The sequence below is a fragment of the Acidovorax sp. BLS4 genome, assembly GCF_032929295.1.
Classification (GTDB): domain Bacteria; phylum Pseudomonadota; class Gammaproteobacteria; order Burkholderiales; family Burkholderiaceae_C; genus Paracidovorax.
The window spans coordinates 1454331-1474839 of sequence record NZ_CP136797.1 but is presented as its reverse complement, the minus strand read 5'-3'; the positions used below and the strand labels follow the sequence as shown (position 1 = coordinate 1474839).

Here is a 20509-nt window from a genome sequence, read left to right as displayed (position 1 = left end):
CTTCACCATTCGCCGGAGGCACGCACCCGCTGGTCCAGATCCGGTGCGGGCGGCTCGCCGTAGGGCGAGTGCAGTTCGGTGGCTCTGGCGGTCCAGGCGGTAGGAATAGCGGCCAAGGCGCCCTCCTCCACACGGCCCGGCCCGTTGGCACCGGCCAGGGCAGCGGGAAACACCATGGCGTTCATCACGTGGGTCAGCGCAGCGGCAAGCATGGCGGGTCCTTTTCATGCGGGGTTGCCGCCAGCGTATGGCGGCGGGGTGACTGTTTCGTGTCAACGAAAAAGGGCCCGCCGAAAAGGGCGCCCTTTGTGTGCCAACGGCCACACCGCCGGGAAGCGAAGGGTTATTTCGCCAGCGTCAGCGTGCCCTTCATCAGCGCGGAATGGCCGGGAAAGGAGCAGAAATAGGCATACGACTCGCCGGCCTTGAGCGCCTGGGTGGAGAACGTCACCGAATCGCTCTCGCCGCCGCCCACGATCTTGGTGTGCGCGATCACCCGGGCGTCCGCGTCCTTCACGTAGTTCTTGGCGGCCCCGGCAGCGATGCCGTCCGTGGCCACGGCCTGCAGGTCGGCGGCCTTGCTCAGCACCCAGTTGTGGCCCATGGCGGTCTTGGGAAGCTTGCCCACGTGCTTGAGCTTTACGGTGAATTGCTTGCAGCTTTGCGGCACCGCGAGGGTCGCCTTGTTGAATTGCATCGCATCGTTGCCGTCGATCTCGGCCGTGCAGTCGGCGGCCCAGGTGGGGCCAGCCGCCAATACCAGGGCCAGCGCCGCGAATTTCCAGTGGTTTGCCATGAGGTCTTCCTTCTTCATAAAACAGGTGCTTGCGCCTGGCGTTGCCGGGCTGCTCCATGCAGCCGGGCGACGCAACAGCGCGATGCAGGGAGCGTATGTGCGGGGCGCCTGCAGCGCCTTGAGGTGCATCAAGCCTTGTGCCGAACGCCGTCCATGGAGCCGGCATGCAGTTAAGCTCCGCCGCCCATGCCCTACACCGTGCGAACCCCCACCCACAGCGAACTGGTCATCAAGAAAAGCCGGTTCATCGGCTGCGTGCAGCCCATGGCGGACCGCGCGTCGGCCCAGGCCACCGTCGATGCGCTGTGGCAGCAGCACCCCGGTGCCGCGCACGTCTGCTGGGCGCTGCTGGCGGGCGGCCAGTCGGCTGCGGTGGACGACGGCGAACCCGGCGGCACCGCGGGCCGGCCGATGCTGGAGGTGCTGCGCCACCAGGACCTCGAAGGCGTGCTGGCCACCGTGGTGCGCTATTTCGGCGGCGTCAAGCTGGGTGCGGGCGGGCTGGTGCGGGCCTACACCGACACCATCGCGCAGGCGCTGCTGCCGGCCGAGAAGGTGCCGCTGCAGCGCATGGTGGTGCTGCAGTGCGAGGTGCCCTACGCCCTGGAGGGCCTGGTGCGCCGCGAGGTCGAGGCGGCCGGCGCCACGCTGGGCGAGGTGGCCCACGGCTCGCTGGTGGCCGTGCGCATCCAGTTGCCTCAGCCACAGGAGGCGGCGTTCGTGCAGCGGCTGAACGACGCCTGCCAGGGCCGGATCGGCTGGATCGCGCCGTAACGCCGCCATCGCCTGCGCCGAAAGTGCCCTGCACCTACAGGCCCCACCCTGCGGCCCGGGGACACTCAGCCATTCGCCACCCCTGAGGAGATCGACCCATGAGCCCACCCCTGGACGCCATCATCATCGGCGCGGGATCGGCAGGCCTTGCCGCGTTGCGCGAGGTTCGCAAACGCACCGACCGCGTGCGGATCGTCAACGATGGCCCCTGGGGGACCACCTGCGCGCGGGTGGGCTGCATGCCCTCCAAGATGCTGATCGAAGCGGCCAACGCCTACCACCGGCGCCACGCATTCGACACCTTCGGCCTGCGCGGCGGGGACGGCCTCTCCGTCGACATGCCTGCCGTGCTGGAGCGCGTGCGCGCCCTGCGCGACGAGTTCGTGGCGGGCACCGAGAAGGCATCGGCGGTCGGCGACCAGGGCATTTCGGGCCACGCGCGGCTGCGCGGCCCGGGCACGGTGGAAGTGGGAGGCAATACCTACCACGCACGCAGCGTCATCATCGCCACTGGCTCGCGCCCCATCATTCCCGAGGAATGGCTGGCGTTCGGCGACCGCATCCTGACCACCGACACCCTTTTCGAGCAGCCCACCCTGGGGCCGCGCATGGCGGTCATCGGGCTGGGACCGCTGGGCGCGGAACTGGCGCAGGCCCTGTCGCGGCTGGGCGTGGAGGTGGCGGCGTTCTCGACCGGGCCATCGCTGGCCGGGCTGTCCGATCCCGACATCCTCGACACGCTGAAGGACGTGCTGAAAGACGAATTCGTCGTCAGCGTGGGCGAGGAGGCCCGCTTGCGCGAAGTTCCGGGCGGCATCGAGGTCAGCAACGGCAGCACCACGGTGGTGGTGGACCAGGTGCTGGCGGCCATGGGGCGGCGGCCGAACATCGAACACCTCGGCCTCGATACCCTGGGCATCCCCCTGGACGCGCACGGAAAGCCGCCCGTGGATGCACGCACCATGCAGATCGCGGACCTGCCCGTGTTCATGGCCGGCGATGCCGACGACCGCCGGCCGCTGCTGCACGAGGCCTCCGACGAGGGCCACATGGCCGCCCTGAACGCCATGGCACCCGAGCCGCAATGCTTTCGCCGGCGCACGCCGCTGTCCATCGTGTTCACCCAGCCCAACGCGGCGGTGATCGGCCAGGCCTGGAAGGACCTGAAAGACGGCGAATTCGTGACGGGCTCGGTGGATTTCTCCCGCCAGGGCCGCGCGCGCGTGGCGCAGCACAACCAGGGCCGCCTGAACGTGTATGCGGAGCGCGAAAGCGGCCGCATCCTGGGCTCGGAGCTTTGCGCCCCCAGCGGAGAGCACATGGCGCATCTGCTGGCGCTGGCCATCGACCGGTCGCTCACGGTGCAGGACCTGCTGCGCATGCCGTTCTACCACCCGGTCCTGGAGGAAGGCCTGCGCACCGCGCTGCGCGATGCGGCTTCGCACCTGCCCAGCGGCAGCGCTTCGGACCTGTCGGCCTGCTCCGCCTATGGGGCCAGCGCGCTCGATTGAATATTTCGCCTCCGCCCGGGCTTCAGTTCCGGGCGGGGGTGCCGAAAAAGGAGGGGTCTTTGCCTTCGCCTCGCCCCGAGGCCCCAACAGGAGCACCCCATGGATGTCGCGCTTTCCCAGTCGGTCGTCAACACCGCAACGGCCATGGCCAGCCAGAAGAATTCCGATGCCCTGAACATCCGGGTGCTGAAAAAGGCGCTGGACACGCAGGAGGCCTCCGCCACCTTGCTGATCGAGTCGATGAAGCAATCGATGCCCCAACCGGCACTGGCCACCTCCGGCGCGCTGGGCACCCAGGTCAACACGTTCGCCTGAGCCGGCGGCCTTGAGGGGCCGGCGCTTTACGGGGAGGCGGTCTTATGGTGAAAGCCGCGATCTGATTCACCCAAACCACCGACAGGTGAAACTTGGAATACTCTTTTAGCCAAAAAAGAGTATAAACAGGATCATGACCAACGATCTGATCCACAGCCTGACCATGGCCCGAAAGGCCAGCCAGCTCACCCAGGCGGAGCTGGCCGAACGGGCCGGCCTCTCGCGCATGACGGTGCAGCGCACCGAAGGGGGCGACCTGGACCCCCGCTATTCCACCCTGACGGAAATGGCCCGCGTGCTGGGAATGGACATCATCGCCGTGCCCAGCACCCTTCGGCCGAGCCTGCAGGCCTTCATCCAGTCGGGCGGCAAATTCCTGGGACAGCCCCAGGGCGTGGATGCCCCGCCTTCGGTGATCGACAGCCTGCGCAAAGAAGGCTGAGCGCGGCCGGCTGACCCGCCATGAGCACCTCCATCCGCTACCTGCGCCTGTACCTGCACCGCCCGGCCGGCCAGGGTGCCGGCCGCATGGCGATCGGCTACCTCTCGCAGTACGGCGACATCCTGCGCGTGTCGTTCGATGCCAGCTACATCAACGACCCCGGCCGCCCCACCCTGTCGCTCAGCTTTCAGGGCGAGACCGAGGCCGCCACGCAGCAGATCCTGGCTTCGGCGCGCGACGCCCGGCTGGTGCGCACCGATGGCCGCTGGCCGGTGTACTTCCAGAACCTGCTGCCCGAAGGCCACAACCGCGAGCGCCTCGCGCGCGAGCGCGGCTGCACGCCCGACGACGAGTTCGAGCTGCTGGCCGCCGCGGGCCACGATCTGATGGGCGCGCTGGAGGTGGAGCCCGTACCCGCACAGGACGGCGTGCCCGACGTGGTTCGCCACTGGCACACCACCCAGGGCCTGGACGTGCTGGAGCCGGGCTTCGTCGAATACCCCGTGGAGGACGCGGCCTCGCTGCCCGGCGTGGTCACCAAGTTCAGCGCGGTGCAGGAAGGGCGGCGCTACACCGTGCACCGCAAGGGCGCGGCCGGCAGCGTGATCCTGAAGCTGCCCACCACCGCCCACCCCGACCTGGTGGCCAACGAACACGCCGGCTACCAGCTGTGCCGGGCGCTCGGCCTGGACTGCGCCCAGGCGGATGTCATCACCCGCGCCGAGGCCGATCTGCCCGATGCCGTGCCCTTCGACGAGATCCTGGCCGTGCAGCGGTTCGACCACCTGCCCGGCGGCCAGCGGGTGCACATGGAAGAGTTCAACCAGGTGCTGGGCTACACGCCGCGGCAAAAGTACGGCAAGGGCATCCTGCAGGACTACGCCACCATGCTGCGCGTGCTGGACCGCCTGAGCCACCAGCCCGTGCACGACACCCGCGAGTTCCTCGCCCGCATGGTCGCCTTCATCCTCATGGGCAACACCGATGCGCACCTCAAGAACTGGGCGCTGGTCTACCCTGACGGGCGCGCACCGCAGCTGTCGCCGCTGTACGACCCCGTGTGCGTCGCCGCGTTCTTCGAGGGCATGCCCGAAAGCCAGTACGCGGTGAACCGGGCCATCGACAAAACCCTGCGCGCCTTTTCATGGGACGACATGGAGGGGCTGATCAAGGCCGCCGGCCTGCTGCGGGCGCCGCGCCATCTTGCGCTGCTGCGCGATTCGGTGCGCCTGGCCCAGCAGACATGGCCCGAGCGCATCGCCGACGCACCGCCCGCGATGCGCCGGTCGGTCGCGGAGCGCCTGGCAGGCGGTGTCGCGCTCACACGGAACTGAAAGCACAACTCCCAGCATGACCACCCCATCATTGAACCGAGCCGATTCCCTTTGCCCGCCCGGCGAGCGCGGCGCCTTGCAGGTGCCCTACCTCAAGCGCTGCTGGTCCCGCTGGATGGCGGCGCGCCAGGGCCTGCCCACGGGCGAGTACGCGGAATCCCATCGCACGCAGATCGTGCTCGCGGCAATGGGCCTGGGCCTGGAGCAGACCATGCAGCACGTGCTGTGGCACGCGCCGGAGTTCGCGGACTTCGAGGACTGGATCGTGCGCACCGCCGGGGCGCCCGATGCCGCCACCATCGCCCGCATCCAGGCGCTGGTGGACGGCGGGCCCGTGCCCGACGCCGTGGCCTGGCTGCACGCCCAGGTCGACGCCATGCCGCCCGTGCTGGATGCCGACGACCTGGCGCACTGGGACGAGCACGGCTACGTGATCGTGCGGCAGGCCGTGGCGCCCGACGACAGCGCCGCCGCGGCGCAAGTGGTGTGGGAGGCGGTGGGCGCCACGCCGGACGATGTCGAATCGTGGTACCGCAACGCCCCGCGCAACATCATGGTGCAACTGTTCCAGCACCCCGCGTTCGACGCGAACCGCCGGTCGCTGCGCATCCACAAGGCGTTCGCGCAACTGTGGGGCACCGCCGACCTGTGGCGCAGCACGGACCGCTGCGGTTTCAATGTGCCGGAGCGCCCCGGCCACCCTTACCAGGCGCAGGGGCTGCACTGGGATGTGAGCCTGGAGCCACCCATCCCGTTTTGCACCCAGGGCATCCTGTACCTCACGGACACGCCGCCCGAACAGGGCGCGCTCACCGTGGTGCCGGGCTTTCACCGCCAGGTGGAAGGGTGGCTGGCCGGACTGCCGCCGAACGCCGATCCGCGCAGGCAGGATTTCCAGGCGCTGGGCGCCCGGCCCATCGGCGCGGGGGCCGGCGATCTGGTGATCTGGCAACAGGCACTGCCCCACGGCGCCAGCCCCAACCGCGGTGCGCGGCCCCGTCTGGTGCAGTACATCAACATGATGCCCGCCGACGTGCCGATTCAGGCGATCTGGCGCTGAGCAGCCTCCACCATCCCTATCGGGGTGTGCCCGAAACCCGCCAGATGGCGTTGCCCACGTCATCGGCCACCAGCAGCCCGCCGCGCGCATCCAGCGCCACGCCGACGGGACGGCCATAGGCATCGCCTTCGGGGCTGAGGAATCCGGTCAGCACGTCGATCGGCTGGCCCTTGGGCTGGCCGTTTTCGAACGGCACGAAGACCACCTTGTAGCCACTGCGCGGCTTGCGGTTCCACGAGCCGTGCAGGCCCACGAAGGCCCCCTGGGCCAGTTGCTGCGGCAACCCGTTGCCGGCCGAGGGCGGGCCCGAGAAGGCCAGCCCCAGCGGTGCCACGTGGCTGCCCAGCGCATAGTCGGGTGCGATGGCCTTGGCGACCTGGTCCGGCTGGGGTGGCTTCACCCGCACATCCACATGCTGGCCGTAGTAGCTGTAGGGCCAGCCATAGAACGCGCCCTCCTTCACCGAGGTGAGGTAGTCGGGCACGAGGTCGCTGCCGATCTCGTCGCGTTCGTTCACCACCGTCCACAGCGCGCCGCTGCCGGGGGCCCAGCCCAGGCCGTTCGGATTGCGCAGGCCGCTGGCGAAGATGCGGTGGGTGCCGCTGGCGCGGTCCACCTCCCAGATGGCGGCGCGGCCTTGCTCGGCCTCGATGCCGTTCTCGGCCACGTTGCTGTTGGAGCCCACGGTCACATAGAGCTTGCGGCCGTCGGGGCTGGCGATGAGGTTCTTGGTCCAGTGGTGGTTGAACGGCAGGCCGGGCAGGTCCACCACCTTGGTGGCGGGCGCGGTGATGGTGGTCTGGCCCGCCGTGTAGGGAAAGCGCACCACCGCATCGGTGTTGGCGACGTAGAAATCGCTCCCCACCAGCGCCATGCCGAACGGCGAATGCAGGCCCTGCAGGAACACGCTGCGCGTTTCCGCAACGCCATCGCCGTCGGTGTCGCGCAGCAAGGTGATGCGGTCGGCCGACGGCGCGCCCGAGCCTGCGCGGCCCATGACCTTGCCCATGACCCAGTTGCGCACGTTCTTCACCAGCCCCTGGTCTTCCTTGGGCTTGGCCGGCGTGTTGCTCTCCGCGACCAGCACGTCGCCGTTGGGCAGCACGTACACCCAGCGCGGATGGTCCAGCCCCTTGGCCAGCGCGGTGACCTGCATGCCCGCCATGGGCGTGGGCTGCATGCCGTCGGGCCACCCCTTGGCGGGTGCGATGTGAACGGTGGGGATCAGGGTCTTGTGGGGTTCGGGCAGCGTGGGCGACGGGCCCACGCCGGCCTCGGGCGGCAGCCGTGCCGTATCGCCGCAGCCGGCCAGGGCCCCAGCCAGCGCGCAGCACAGGACGGCGACAGGCCAGCGGGCGGTTGAAAACGGGGGGAGATGGGAGCGTCGCGCGTGCATGGGAGAACCTGCCTTCTGTGCTGTGTTGGGGTGCCGATCGCGGCGGATGCGCCGCGATGCGGGCCAGTGTGCCGCGCTGGCACCACCGCCCCTGTCAGCCATGGGCGCGAATGCGCCGGACGGGTCTCCCATCCCCTCCCCTCTCCTCTCCGGCATGCAGCGGGCCCGGGCGCCAGGGCACCGGGCCGCGTCACGCCACCGCGCGGTGTCAGTCCACCTTGATGTTGGCGGCCTTGATCACCTGCGCCCACTTGGCGACTTCGGCCTTCTGGAAGGTGGCGATCTGCGCGGTCGTCATGTCGGCCGGCTCCATGCCGAAGCTCTTGAGGCGGGTCTGCATGTCCGGCTGCGCGAGGATCTTGCGGATCTCGGTGTGCAGGCGGGTCACGACCGGCTCGGGCGTGCCGGCGGGTACGAAGATGGCCTGCCACGACTGCACCTCGAAGTCGGCCAGGTCCTTCAAGCCGGATTCGGCCACGGTGGGCACGTCGGGCATCGAGCCCAGGCGCTTGGCCGAGGTGACGGCAATGGCGCGCAGCTTGCCGCTCTGGATGTGCGGCGCGGCCACGACGGTGGTGTCGAACATCATGTCCACCTGCCCGCCGATCACGTCCTGGATGGCCGGACCGCTGCCCTTGTACGGCACGTGGGTGAACTTCACGCCCGACTTGTAGGCCAGCAGCTCCAGCGCCAGATGCTGCGAGGTGCCGGTGCCGGCCGAGGCGGACGACAGGCCGCCCGACTTGCCGCGGGCCGCGTCCAGCACGTCCTTCAGGGTTTTGTAGGGGCTGCTGGCCGCCACCACCAGCACCACCGGGTTGGTGCCGATGAGCGTGACGGGCGCGAACGACTTCACCGGGTCGTAGCCCAGCTTCGGGTACAGGCTCACGTTGATGGCGTGCGAGCTGATGGTGCCGCCCAGCAGCGTATAGCCGTCCGGTGCCGCGCGGGCCGCGATTTCCGAGCCGACGCTGCCGCCCGCCCCGCCCTTGTTGTCCACCACCACGGTCGTGCCCAGGGCGGTGCCGAGCTGCTGGCTGATCAGCCGGCCCAGCGTGTCGGTGGTGCCGCCGGCCGCGAACGGCACGAGGTAGGTGATGGTCTTGCCGGTGGGCCAGGTGCCCTGCGCGAAGGCGGGCAGGCCGATGAAGCTGCCGGCGGCGGCCGCAGCGGCCGCGGCGGCGATGAAGGTTCTGCGTTGCATGTGCGTTGTCTCCTGGTTTTGAAAAATCAGACCGCTCCGCGCGTTTCCACGTAGAGCGAATAGATCGAGTGGCTGCTGGCCATGAAGAGGCGGTTTTTCTTGGGGCCGCCGAACACGAGGTTCGGGCAACGCTCGGGCAGGCGGATATGGCCGATGGCCTTGCCGGCCGGGTTGAACACCATCACGCCGTCCAGGTCCGCGGCGACCGAGTCGGCCGCGCCCGTGCTGCCCCAGCCGCACCACAGGTTGCCGTCTTCATCGACCTTGAATCCGTCCAGCGCGCCCGCCCCGCCCTCGATCAGCACGGTCGGGTTGGCCAGACCCTGGCGGGCGGTGACGTCGTAGCGCACGATCTGGCGGCGGTTGTCGGCGGTGCGCGCCACGAGGTAGAGCTGCTTTTCGTCCGGCGTGAACGCCAGACCGTTGGGAAAGCGCGCCTCCAGCACGCGATCCAGCCGGCCGGACGGATCGATGCGGTACAGCGCATGCGGAAGCTCGGAGACGGCCTTGTCGCCCTCCCAGTGGCCGCCGATGCCGAACGGCGGGTCGGTGAACCAGACCGAGCCGTCGCTTGGGCAGACGATGTCGTTGGGCGAGTTCAGGCGCTTGCCCTCGAAGCGGTCGGCCAGCACGGTGATGCTGCCGTCGTACTCGGTGCGGGTCACGCGGCGGGTCAGGTGCTCGCACGCCAGTAGCCGGCCCTGGCGGTCGCGGCCCAGGCCGTTGGAGAAGTTGGAGGGCTGGCGGAACACGCCGGTCTGCCCCGTGGCCTCGTCCCAGCGCAGGATGCGGTTGTTGGGAATGTCGGAAAACAGCAGGTAGCGCCCATCGCCGAACCACACCGGGCCTTCGACCCAGCGAAAGCCGGTGGCGATCTGCTCCACGCTGCTGCTGAACAGGCGGTACTTGGCGAATGACGGATCCAGGATCTGCACCGAGGGATCGGGGTAGCGCTGCTGCGGCTTGAAGTCGAACGCCTGGGCCTGCGCGAGGCCCGTGGCCGTGGCGGCCAGCGCGCCGGCCATGAAACGGCGGCGCGATGGCGGGGTCTGGGGGGAGGCGTCTTGTGTCGCTCTTTGCATGGGTTTTGTCTCCGGTCGTGTTTTCAGGAAGCGCGGCGGGCCCCAGGCCCCAAAGCCGCGCGGGCGGGCAGGCGCATGCGTGCCCAAGCACCAAGGCGTCGATACTTCACGGCAGGTCGACGATCTCGACCCAGTTGGGGTTCTTGCCCGCCGCCACGCGCGTGGGCGTGCCCGGCACGCCGGTGGCTGGATCGATGGGGTGCAGCGAAACGCTGTGCGATTCCTGCCCCGCCGCGATCAGGAAGCGCCCCGAGGCATCGACGGCAAAGCCGCGCGGCGACTTCTCGGTCGGCACCTGGCCGAGCGGCTCGAGCTGCCCGGTGGCCGCATCGACGCGGAAGGTGGACAGCGTGCTCGACGTGCGCTCGGACGCATACAGCGTGCGCCCATCGGGCGACAGGTGCAGGTCGGCCGCCCAGGGCTTGCCGGTGAAGCCTGGCGGCAAGGTGGTGGTGCGCTGCACCTCGCGCAGCGTGCCGCGCTCGGCGTCGTACGCCATCACGTGCAGGGCCGCGTCCAGCTCGTCCACCACGTACATATACCGCTGCGCCTTGTCCCAGACGAAGTGGCGCGGGCCGGCCTTTTCCGGGGCCACCGCGGTCAGCGCCGGCTCGTTGGCGGTCAGCTTTCCGGTGGTGGCGTCGAAGCGCCAGCTCGACAGATGGTCACCACCCAGGCTGGTGGCGAACACGTAGCGGTTGGCCGCGTCGGCATGGATGGCGTGCGCGTTGGGCGCCGTGGGAATGAGCTGCTGCACCGCGCCCACCAGCCCGTCCTTGTCGATGCTGTTGACGGTGATCTTGTGGCCCGGGTAGGACGCGGCGAACAGCCAGCGGCCGGTGGCATCGGTGTCGATGTTGGCCATGCTGTCCGCCAGGGCGGCCTCGCCCTGCTTCTTCAGGCGGCCGCTGGCCGCATCGATGGCCAGCGTCACCACGCGAAAAGGCTGCGAGCGCAGCGCCACGTAAAGCTGGCGCTTGTTGGGTGAGACCGCCATGGGCATGGCCTGGCCGCCCACGGTCACGGTCTCCACCGGCTGGAGTTGGCCGGCAGCGCGGTCCAGTTCGTACACCGAGATGTCCTGGCTGTCGGCGTTCGACACATAGACCCAGGTGGCGGCCGAGGCCGCGCCGCTGGCCGCCATCAGCGCGGCGGCGGCCACGGGGGCCAGCGCCACCGCGCGCAGGAAGGCAGAAGAAATCGCCATGGATCGCTCTCTTTCCGGGGTCACTTGACCACCATGAACATGCTGGGCAGCCAGGTCGAGAAGGCCGGCACGAAGGTCACCAGGGCCAGCGCGAAGATCAGCGCACCGTAGAAAGGCCAGATCGTGCGCATCACCGTGCCCACCGACACGCCGCCGATTGCGCAGCCCACGAACTGGGTGGTGCCCACGGGCGGCGTGTTCAGGCCCAGCGCGCAGTTGATCAGCATGACGATGCCGAACTGCACCGAGCTCATGCCGTAGTGCTGGGCGATGGGCAGGAAGATCGGCGTGCACAGCAGGATGGTGGCCGCCATGTCCAGGAACGTGCCCAGCACGAACAGGATGATGTTGATCAGCAGGAAGATCACCCACGGCGTGCTGGTCACCTGCGACAGCATCTGGCCCGTGAGTTCGGCCACGCCGTACAGGCTGATGAGGTAGCCGAAGGTGCTGGAGATGCCGATCAGCAGCAGGATCACGCCCGTGGTGCGCACCGCCTTCGAGGCCGCCTTGATGAAGTGCTCCCACTTCAACGTGCGGTACAGGAACACGGTCAGGCCCAGCGCATACAGCACGGCCACGGCCGCCGATTCGGTCGCGGTGAAGATGCCCGAAAGAATGCCCCCCAGGATCAGCACGACGATGAACAGCCCCGGCAGCGCGGCGGCGAACGAACGCCCGACGATCTGCCAGCCCGGGAACGTGCCCGCGGGGTAGCCGCGCTTGACGGCCACGAGGTAGGCCGCGGCCAGGTTGCTGATGGTGAGCACCAGCGCGGGAATCAGCGCCGCGAGGATCAGCGCCGCGATGGACACCTTGCCGCCGGCCGCCAGCGAATAGATGATGAGGTTGTGGCTGGTGGGCATGAGCGCCCCCACCAGCGCCGCGTGCGTCGTCACGTTGACGGCGTAGTCGGCGTGGTAGCCCTCCTTCTTCATCATCGGGATCATCACGGCGCCCATGGCCGACACGTCCGCCACCGGCGAGCCCGAGACGCCGCCGAACAGCGTGCAGGCCACCACGTTGGACATGCCCAGCCCGCCGCGCACGTGGCCCACCAGGTTGCGCGCGAAGTTGACGATGCGGTCGGCGATGCCGCCGTACAGCATCAGCTCGCCCGCGAAGATGAAGAATGGAATCGCCAGGAACGAGAAGATGCCCATGCCCGAGGTCATCTGCTGGAAGCCGACCTCCAGGGGCAGGCCTTCGTACAGCAGGGTGGCCAGGGCCGACAGGCCGATGGAAAACGCCACGGGCACGCCCAGCAGCAGGAACAGCGTGAACGACACGCTCAGGATCAAAAGTGGCACGGTCATGGTTTTTCTCAGCCCCAGGCAGGTTCGACTTCGCGGCCCTGGGCCAGCGCGATGATGTGTTCGATCGAGAACATCACGATCAGGACGCCCGCGATCGCGGCCGGCACGTATTTCCAACCTTCGGAGATCCACAGCGTGGGCAGCCGGTAGTCCCACACCGACTGCGCGAGCGACGCGCAGCTGTAGGCCATCACGGCGCCGAACACGAGCACCAGCGCATGGATGAGGTATTCCATCTTCAGGCGCAGCCAGTCGGGCGCCAGCACCAGGAACGATTCCAGCCCGATGTGGCCGGCATCGCGCACGCCCACCGCCACGCCGAACATGGTGACGTAGATCACCAGCAGCAGGGCCAGGCTTTCCGCCCAGGTGGGCGTGTTGTTGAGCACATAGCGTCCGAACACCTGCCAGCTCACGGCGCAGATCACTGCGACCAGGCCGAGGATGCCCAGCCACATGCAGACGCGGGCGAGCGTGCGGCAAATTTGGGTATACATGTTGTTATGAGTAAAAAAGGCCCCTGGCGCAATATCCACTAGGGCACCATGCTATTGATTTAAGAGCAAAAAAAGCCCACTTCAGGAAGTGGGCGGAAAGGGACTTACTGGGTGTCCTGAACGCGCTTGACCAGGTCCTTGAGCTTGGCGTCCGGGATGAACTTGTCGTACACGGGCTTCATCGCGGCCTGGAACGGGGCCTTGTCGATTTCGATGATCTCGGCACCGCCAGCCTTCACCGTCGCCAGCGACTTGATCTCGCGCTCGGCCCATTGCTTGCGCATGTAGGGCACCGACTCCTTGGCGGCCTGGCGGATCCAGCCCTGCTCTTCGGGCGACAGGCGGTCCCAGGCGCGCTTGGAGAACAGCAGCATCTCGGGGGCCATGGAGTGCTCGGTCTTGGTGTAGTACTTAGCCACTTCGAACGAACGCGAGCTCTCGTACGTGGGGTAGTTGTTCTCGGCCGCGTCGATCAGGCCGGTCTTGAGGCCGGTGTACACCTCGCCCATGGGCATGGGGGTGGCGTTGGCGCCCATGGCCTCCAGCATCGACACCCACAGGTCGGACTGCTGCACGCGCACTTTCAGGCCCTTCATGTCGGCGAAGCTGCGCACGGGCTTCTTGGCGGTGAACATCGAGCGGGCGCCGCTGTCGTAGTAGGCCAGGCCCACGAAACCCTGCTTTTCGCAGGCCTTGAGGATTTCCTCGCCGATCGGGCCGTCCAGCACCTTGTGCAGATGCTCGACCGAGCGGAACAGGAACGGCATCGTGGGCACCACGGTCTCGGGGCAGATGTTGTTCATCGCGCCGATGTTGATGCGCACCAGCTGCAGCGCGCCGATCTTGGCCTGCTCGATGGTGTCCTTCTCGCTGCCCAGGGCGCCGTTGTTGAACACCTTGATGGTGTGCTTGCCGCCCGACAGGGCTTTCAGGCGCTCGCCCATGAACTTGACCGCCGTCACGGTCGGGTAGTCGTCGGGGTGGATGTCCGCGGAGCGCAGCTCGGTCGCCTGCGCGGCGCCGAAGCCCAGTGTGAGCGCGGCCAGGGTGGCCAGGGTGGTCTTCAGGAATTTCATTTGTCTGCCTCGTCTCTTTTGCTGTTGGAAATACGTTTTGGGGGAGAAATCGGTAGAGGGACCCAGGCCCCGTTCAGACAGGGGCGGTGAATTCTGGCTCCGGCACGCCCTGCGTACCCGGGCGCAATGCGAAGACACCGCCGGCCAACGGCTGGTCCGACAGGTCCACGCCTGCGGGGCGGATGGAGGTGACATACAGCGTGTCGAGCTGCGGGCCGCCGAAGGCGCACATAGCGGGCTTTTTCACCGGCACGGCCAGGGACCGGTCGAGCCGGCCATCGGGCGTGAAGCGATGCACCAGGCCCGCGTCGTTGCCGCAGATCCAGTAGCCGCCATCCACATCGATCGCCGCGCCATCGGGGCGCCCCGGCAGCGGATTCATGTCGGCGAACAGGCGCCGGCGGCTCGGCGTGCCGGTCTCGGTGTCGTAGTCGAAGGCCCAGATCGCCTGCACCTGGGGGTGCGAATCGGACAGGTACATCGTGCGCCCGTCGGGGCTGAAAGCGATGCCGTTGGGCACGATCAAATCGCCCAGCGCCAGGTCGGTGCCTGCGCCGGCCGCCAGCTCCTGCGCACCGAACCGGTACACCTTGCCCACGCGGGCGGCGGCGCCCATGTCCTGCAGCATGGTGCCGGCGATGAAACGTCCCTGGCGGTCACAGCGGCCGTCGTTGAAGCGCATGCCCGCCCGGGCGTGGTCGGCCGTGGCCAGGCGCTGCGCCTGCAGCGGGCCGGATGCGGCACCGCCCGGCGGCAGGTCGAGCTGGAACCAGCCGCTTTCCAAACCGGCAAGCCATCGGCCGGGCTGCCCGGCCCAGGGAGCGATGCAGGCGACCATCTCGGGGGCCTTCCACTGCGCCTGCTCGCCGGTCTGCGCGGACCAGCGATGCAGCACGCCCTGGGGAATGTCGGCCCAGTACAGCGCCTGCCCGGCAGCGCGCCACACCGGGCTCTCGCCCGTCGCGCAGCGCGCATCCAGCACCAGTTCCGCGCTGGCGTTCACGGCGGTCATCCTTCGAACGGGCCCTGGGCCGTGAAGGCCCCGCCCTGGTAGATGGCGGCCGGGTCGGTCGGCGCGGGTGCGGGCTGGGCCTCGACCTGGGCACGAAAGGGTTCGGAGCTGTCCTTGGGCGTAAAGCCCAGGTGCGCTGCCGCATGGTTGTCCCACCACAGATCGCGGTTGGCGGAGGCGCCATACACCACGGTGTGGCCCACGTCCGGGGTGAACAGGGCCTTTTCGACGAGCTGGGTGAGGTCGTCGTAGCTCAGCCAGGAGCTCATCATGCGGCGGTCGCGCGGCGCAGGGAACGAGGAGCCGATGCGCAGGCTCACCGTCTCGATGCCATAGCGGTCGAAATAGAAGCTGGCCATGTCTTCGCCGAACGACTTGGACAGGCCGTAATAGCCATCGGGCCGGCGGCGCGCGTTGGCGTCGATGCGTTCGTCCTGGCGGTAAAAGCCCGTCACATGGTTGGAGCTGGCGAACACCACGCGGCGCACGCCGTGGCGACGCGCGCCTTCGTAGATGTGGAACACGCCCTTGATGTTGGCTTCCAGGATCTGCTCGAAGGGCCGCTCCACCGATACCCCGCCCAGGTGCACGATGGCGTCGCAGCCGGCCACCAGCGCGTCCACCGCAGCCTTGTCGGCCAGATCGCAGGGCACCACCTCTTCATCGGGGCCACGCGAAGGGGCCAGGGGGGAAATGTCGGACAGCCGCAGCACCTCGGCATACGGGCGCAGTCTTTCGCGCAACACCTGGCCCAGGCCGCCTGCGGCGCCGGTCAAAAGAAGACGGGGTAAACGGGAAGGCTGGCTCATGAAGCTCCTCTGGCTAGTATTTGTCATATGTTGTCATACAACGTTCAGCGATTATCATCACCGCCATGGCCGCACCGATAAAGGGATTACCCGCATACCCCGCCCCCACCGAATCAACGGCCCCGAACCTGTCCCCGGCCCCGGTCCGGCGCGCCCGCGGACTGGCCAACGCCGTGGTGGAAGACTTCTCTGGAAAGATCCGCGACCGGCTGCTGACGCCGGGCGACAAGCTGCCCACCGAATCGGAAATCATGCGCGCCCACGACGTGAGCCGCACCGTGGTGCGCGAGGCCCTGTCCAAGCTCCAGGCCGCCGGCCTCGTGGAAACGCGGCACGGCATCGGCACCTTCGTTCTGCCACCGCGCGCCGGCGGCGTGTTCCGCCTGGACCCGTCCGAACTCACGGCGTCGGTGGACGTTCTGGCCGTGCTGGAACTGCGCATCAGCCTGGAAACCGAGTCGGCCGGCCTTGCGGCCATGCGCCGCAGCGAGACCCACCTGCAGGCCATGCGCCAGGCGCTGGACGACTTCGAGCGCAACGTGGCCATGGGCGGCGACACGGTGGGGCACGACTTCCGCTTTCACCTGCAGATCGCCGAGGCGACGGGCAACCCGTACTTCGCCGACATCATGAACCACCTGGGCACCACGCTGATTCCGCGCACCCGCATCTCGGGCATCCGCAACGCAGTGCGGGGCCACGAATACCTGAGCCGGGTGAACCGCGAACACGAAGAGATCTATTCGGCCATCGCCCGCAAGGACCCCGAGTCGGCGCGCGCGGCCATGCGCATCCACCTCACCAACAGCCGCGAGCGCCTGCGCTTGGCGCAGGAGGCGGCCAAAACACCGCCGGCTCCGGTGCAAGCCCCCGCCGCCACACCCGAAGCCTGAAACCCAGCCACCGGTCCAAAGGCCGGGCAGCGCGGGTCATCGTTAACCCGAAGAGCCGCGGAAAAGCATCCTCCGGCGCTTGTGTCTTGCCATTTTTAAGTTGTATGATGACGTACAACAAAAAGTGACCCAACCCAAGCAAGGAGACATGCAATGACTTTGAACCGCCGCCACGCCATGGTCTATGGTGCCGCCGCCCTGGCCAGCACCACGGCCATGGGCCAGACCGCCAATTGGCCCACCAAAACGTTGCGCCTCATCGTGCCCTACCCGCCCGGCGGCAGTTCGGACATCATTGCGCGCGCCATCAGCCAGCCGCTGTCGGACCTGCTCAAGCAGAACGTCATCGTGGAAAACAAGCCCGGCGCCAACGGCAACCTGGGCGCTGACTTCGTCGCCAAGGCGCAGCCCGACGGCTACACCATGCTGCTGTGCGACGTGGGGGCGCTGGCCATCAGCCCCTCGGTCTATACCAAGCTGCCATTCAACCCCTCCAAGGACCTGCGTGGCGCGACCATGCTGGCCTACTCCCCGCACATGCTGGTGGTGCACCCGTCCGTGCCCGCCAACAACCTGAAGGAACTGATCGCCCTGTCCAAGACGGCCGACCTGAATTTCGCCGTCACCGCCACGGGCAGCGCACCGCACCTGGCCGGCGTGGCGCTGGAGCGCGCCAGTGGTGCCCGCTGGCAATATGTGCCCTACAAGGGCGGCGTGACCGCCATCCAGGACACCATGGCCGGCCAGACCCAGGTGCTGATGAACGGCATGCTCGCCACCCTGCCCCACGTGCAAAGCGGCAAGCTCAAGGTGCTGGCGCTGTCCAAGGCCACGCGCATGCCGCTGCTGGCCGATGTGCCCACCATTGCCGAGCAGGGCATCCCCGGCTTCGAGTCCGGCACCTGGCAAGGCATCCTCGTGCCGCGCGGCACGCCCGATCCGATCGTGCAGCGCCTGAACACGGCCCTCATCTCCGTCATCCGCACGCCGGAAATCCGCTCCCGCCTCGCGGGCCAGGGCGCCGAGGTCGTGACCATGGCCTCCGCCGAGCAGGACAAGTTCTTCGAGAAGGAGCGCGCACGCTGGGCCAGTGTGGTGTCGGCGGCGCAGATCCGACTCGACTGATTTTTCACTTTTCCCTTTTTCCACCCACTACCCCGTACCGCCATGCAACCTCAAGAACTCAAGACCATCATGGGCTCCGGCCTCCTGTCGTTCCCGCTCACGGACTTCGACGCCCAGGGCCAATTCAACGCCAAGGGCTACGCGGAGCGCCTGGAATGGCTGGCCCCCTACGGTGCCAGCGCCTTGTTCGCGGCAGGCGGCACGGGTGAGTTCTTCTCGCTCACGGCGGACGAGTATCCCGGCATCATCAAGACCGCCGTGGACACCTGCCGCGGCAAGGTACCGATCATCGCCGGCGCCGGCGGCCCCACCCGCTTTGCCATCCAGTGCGCCCAGGCGGCCGAAAAGGCCGGCGCCCACGGCATCCTGCTGCTGCCGCACTACCTGACGGAAGCCGGCCAGGAAGGCCTGGCCGCGCACGTCGAAGAGGTGTGCAAGAGCGTGAAGTTCGGCGTGATCGTCTACAACCGCGGCCAGAGCCGCTTCACCCCCGAAACGCTGGCACGCCTGGCCGAGCGCAACGCCAACCTGGTGGGCTTCAAGGACGGCGTGGGCGACATCGAACTGATGAACTCCATCTACATGAAGATGGGCGACCGCTTCGCCTACCTGGGCGGCCTGCCGACTGCCGAGGTGTATGCCGCGGCCTACAAGGCACTGGGCACGCCGGTGTATTCGTCGGCCGTGTTCAACTTCATCCCCAAGACGGCGATGGACTTCTACAAGGCCGTGGCCAACGACGATCTGGCGACGCAGCACCACCTGCTGCGCGAGTTCTTCATGCCTTATCTCGAACTGCGCAACCGCATGGCCGGCTATGCCGTCAGCATTGTCAAGGCCGGCGCGAAGATCGTCGGCCACGACGCCGGCCCCGTGCGCGCCCCGCTCACGGACCTTAAGCCCGGCGAAATGCAGGAACTCAAGGCACTCATCGACAAGCTCGGCCCGCAATAAGGCGCCGCGGCTGAAGATCCGGCGCCCGGCCGTGCACGGGCGCCGGTGGGTCAAGCCATCCGCACGGGGCATCCATAAAACCACACCACAACGGAGACAAGAGATGTACAAGAAACTGTTCCTTGCGGCGGCCACGGCCGTCACCCTGCTGGCCCTGGGCGGCTGCGCCACGGCACCGGCCGGCGCGGTCGCCGATGTGCCGCAGTCGGTCGCCACCGCGGCTGAGCGCCTGCGAATCGCCATGATCGACCCGACCCCCGCCGCGCTGAACCAGCTCGTGGCCGACGACCTGAGCTATGGCCACTCGGGAGGCCGGGTGGACACCAAGGCCAGCTTCATCAGCGACCTGCTCGACGGCAAGTCCGACTTCGTCACCATCGTCATCAGCGACCAGACCATCAAGGTGGTCGGCGACGTGGCCATCGTCCGCCACACCCTGACGGCCGATACCAACGATTCGGGCAAGCCCGGCAAGGTGCAGATCAAGATCCTGGGCGTCTGGCAAAAGCAAGGCGCCGATTGGAAGCTGCTGGCCCGCCAGGCCGTCCGCGCAGCGCCCTGATTCCCCCCCGACGAGGAGGCCGCGCGTGCGGCTTTCTCGTGGGGCTTCGAATTCTTTTTGCTCCCTGCGACCGCTTTCACACCGGCCTGCACCCCAAGGCCCTGGATGCGCCGCCGTACCATCCCCGCCCATGAGCACCACACCCCGGCCCCGCCTCCTGCAAATCGCCCGCCTGCCCCTGCCGGCGCTCGAAGCCGACCTGGCTGCGCAGTTCGACATCGTTTGCCTGTCCGACCAACCCGATCCCGCCGCGTTCCTTGCCGAACGCGGCGCCGACTTCACGGGCGTGGTCACCTCCGCCTCCATTGGCCTGAAACGGGAGGTGATCGATGCTTTGCCGAGATTGCGGGTCATCAGCAGCTTCGGCGTGGGGTTCGACGCGCTGGACATCGCAGCGGCCAGCGCGCGGGGCATCCAGGTGGGCTACACGCCCGGCGTCTTGAACGATTGCGTGGCCGACCTGGCCTTTGCCCTGCTGCTGGATGTGTCGCGCGGCGTCAGCGCCAGCGACCGCTTCGTGCGGCGCGGCGACTGGACCACCGCCCGGTTCGCGCCCCAGACCCGGGTGTCCGGCAAGCGGTTGGGGCTCGTCGGCATGGGCCGCATCGGGCAGGCCGTGGCCGAACGGGCCTCGGGCTTTCGCATGGAGGTCGGCTACCACAACCGCCGGCCCAGCGCCCAGTCCGCCCTGCCCTATTTCGACTCATTGCTGGAACTGGCCCGATGGGCCGACTACCTGGTGCTGACCGTGGCCGGAGGGGCGGAAACCCGCCATCTGGTCGATCGCGCCGTGCTGGAGGCCCTCGGCCCCCGAGGTTTTCTGATCAACGTGGCACGGGGCAGCGTGGTCGATGAGGCCGCCCTGATCGACGCCCTGGCAGAACGCCGCATCGCGGGCGCGGGCCTCGACGTGTTCGAAAACGAACCATCGGTACCAGCCGCGCTGCTGGCGCTGGACAACGTGGTCCTGACACCGCACACCGCCAGCGCCACCCATGAAACCCGCCGCGCCATGGCCGACATGGTGCTGGACAACCTGCACGCCTTCTACGCCACGGGTGCTGTCCGCGCCCCGGTGCCCAGCACCGGGACGGCTTGAACCCACTTCGCTCCGCCACTCTCCGAAGCCCACACCCATGCCCAT

General features: G+C 68.2%; 22 protein-coding genes. 11 read left to right on the top strand and 11 right to left on the bottom strand.

The window, feature by feature from the left end:
• Positions 1-2: 2 nt before the first annotated feature.
• Both R1Z03_RS06770 and azu read right to left on the bottom strand, forming a co-directional pair.
• On the bottom strand, positions 3-212 hold the full coding sequence (locus R1Z03_RS06770; protein ID WP_284401284.1) for a hypothetical protein: 210 nt from the start codon (positions 210-212) through the stop codon (positions 3-5).
• 131 nt (positions 213-343) lie between these two features.
• On the bottom strand, positions 344-796 hold the full coding sequence (azu, locus tag R1Z03_RS06765; protein ID WP_317358005.1) for an azurin: 453 nt from the start codon (positions 794-796) through the stop codon (positions 344-346).
• Between the two features lie 186 nt (positions 797-982).
• Between azu and R1Z03_RS06760 the strand changes: the two genes are divergently transcribed.
• From R1Z03_RS06760 to R1Z03_RS06735, 6 genes are all read left to right on the top strand, one after another.
• Complete coding sequence (locus R1Z03_RS06760; RefSeq protein WP_284428452.1) at positions 983-1570, top strand: YigZ family protein; 588 nt, start codon at positions 983-985, stop codon at positions 1568-1570.
• A gap of 98 nt (positions 1571-1668) precedes the next feature.
• The gene (locus tag R1Z03_RS06755; protein ID WP_317358003.1) at positions 1669-3081 is read left to right on the top strand and encodes a dihydrolipoyl dehydrogenase; all 1413 of its coding nucleotides are present in this window, start codon (positions 1669-1671) and stop codon (positions 3079-3081) included.
• Positions 3082-3180: 99 nt separating this feature from the next.
• Positions 3181-3396 carry a YjfB family protein gene (locus R1Z03_RS06750; protein ID WP_272569111.1) on the top strand — a complete coding sequence of 72 codons (216 nt, stop codon included), beginning with the start codon at positions 3181-3183 and terminating at the stop codon, positions 3394-3396.
• Between the two features lie 133 nt (positions 3397-3529).
• On the top strand, positions 3530-3838 hold the full coding sequence (locus R1Z03_RS06745; protein ID WP_317358001.1) for a helix-turn-helix transcriptional regulator: 309 nt from the start codon (positions 3530-3532) through the stop codon (positions 3836-3838).
• A 20-nt stretch (positions 3839-3858) separates the two neighbouring features.
• Entirely contained in the window at positions 3859-5172 is a 1314-nt protein-coding gene (locus R1Z03_RS06740; RefSeq protein ID WP_317357998.1) for a HipA domain-containing protein, read from the top strand.
• Positions 5173-5188: 16 nt separating this feature from the next.
• Complete coding sequence (locus tag R1Z03_RS06735) at positions 5189-6232, top strand: phytanoyl-CoA dioxygenase family protein (RefSeq protein WP_317357995.1); 1044 nt, start codon at positions 5189-5191, stop codon at positions 6230-6232.
• 16 nt (positions 6233-6248) lie between these two features.
• On the opposite strand, the gene R1Z03_RS06730 is transcribed toward R1Z03_RS06735, so the two are convergent.
• The 9 genes from R1Z03_RS06730 to R1Z03_RS06690 form a co-directional block, all read right to left on the bottom strand.
• Entirely contained in the window at positions 6249-7628 is a 1380-nt protein-coding gene (locus R1Z03_RS06730) for a sorbosone dehydrogenase family protein (protein WP_317357993.1), read from the bottom strand.
• Positions 7629-7836: 208 nt separating this feature from the next.
• Entirely contained in the window at positions 7837-8832 is a 996-nt protein-coding gene (locus R1Z03_RS06725) for a tripartite tricarboxylate transporter substrate binding protein (protein WP_317357991.1), read from the bottom strand.
• A 26-nt stretch (positions 8833-8858) separates the two neighbouring features.
• Positions 8859-9914, bottom strand: coding sequence for an SMP-30/gluconolactonase/LRE family protein (locus R1Z03_RS06720; RefSeq protein WP_372588242.1), 1056 nt, complete (start codon positions 9912-9914; stop codon positions 8859-8861).
• A 106-nt stretch (positions 9915-10020) separates the two neighbouring features.
• Complete coding sequence (locus tag R1Z03_RS06715; RefSeq protein ID WP_317357988.1) at positions 10021-11121, bottom strand: beta-propeller fold lactonase family protein; 1101 nt, start codon at positions 11119-11121, stop codon at positions 10021-10023.
• 20 nt (positions 11122-11141) lie between these two features.
• Entirely contained in the window at positions 11142-12437 is a 1296-nt protein-coding gene (locus tag R1Z03_RS06710; protein ID WP_272569102.1) for a TRAP transporter large permease, read from the bottom strand.
• Positions 12438-12445: 8 nt separating this feature from the next.
• Complete coding sequence (locus tag R1Z03_RS06705) at positions 12446-12934, bottom strand: TRAP transporter small permease (protein WP_272569100.1); 489 nt, start codon at positions 12932-12934, stop codon at positions 12446-12448.
• Between the two features lie 104 nt (positions 12935-13038).
• Positions 13039-14010: a TRAP transporter substrate-binding protein gene (locus R1Z03_RS06700; RefSeq protein ID WP_284401250.1), complete on the bottom strand. Its 972-nt coding sequence runs from the start codon at positions 14008-14010 to the stop codon at positions 13039-13041.
• A gap of 73 nt (positions 14011-14083) precedes the next feature.
• A complete protein-coding gene (locus R1Z03_RS06695) occupies positions 14084-15013 on the bottom strand; it encodes an SMP-30/gluconolactonase/LRE family protein (protein ID WP_372588241.1) in 930 nt (309 codons plus the stop codon).
• A gap of 5 nt (positions 15014-15018) precedes the next feature.
• A complete protein-coding gene (locus R1Z03_RS06690) occupies positions 15019-15831 on the bottom strand; it encodes an NAD(P)-dependent oxidoreductase (RefSeq protein ID WP_317357981.1) in 813 nt (270 codons plus the stop codon).
• A 65-nt stretch (positions 15832-15896) separates the two neighbouring features.
• Here R1Z03_RS06690 and R1Z03_RS06685 point away from each other — a divergent pair, with 65 nt between their 5' ends.
• The 5 genes from R1Z03_RS06685 (at position 15897) to R1Z03_RS06665 (ending at position 20464) form a co-directional block, all read left to right on the top strand.
• Positions 15897-16724: a FadR/GntR family transcriptional regulator gene (locus R1Z03_RS06685; RefSeq protein WP_284428461.1), complete on the top strand. Its 828-nt coding sequence runs from the start codon at positions 15897-15899 to the stop codon at positions 16722-16724.
• 153 nt (positions 16725-16877) lie between these two features.
• Positions 16878-17849, top strand: a complete 972-nt coding sequence (locus tag R1Z03_RS06680) for a tripartite tricarboxylate transporter substrate binding protein (RefSeq protein ID WP_272547750.1) — start codon at positions 16878-16880, stop codon at positions 17847-17849.
• Positions 17850-17891: 42 nt separating this feature from the next.
• The gene (kdgD, locus tag R1Z03_RS06675; protein ID WP_272569093.1) at positions 17892-18803 is read left to right on the top strand and encodes a 5-dehydro-4-deoxyglucarate dehydratase; all 912 of its coding nucleotides are present in this window, start codon (positions 17892-17894) and stop codon (positions 18801-18803) included.
• 103 nt (positions 18804-18906) lie between these two features.
• Positions 18907-19365, top strand: coding sequence for a nuclear transport factor 2 family protein (locus R1Z03_RS06670; protein WP_317357976.1), 459 nt, complete (start codon positions 18907-18909; stop codon positions 19363-19365).
• A 130-nt stretch (positions 19366-19495) separates the two neighbouring features.
• Positions 19496-20464, top strand: coding sequence for a 2-hydroxyacid dehydrogenase (locus R1Z03_RS06665; protein ID WP_317357974.1), 969 nt, complete (start codon positions 19496-19498; stop codon positions 20462-20464).
• Positions 20465-20509 lie beyond the last annotated feature (45 nt).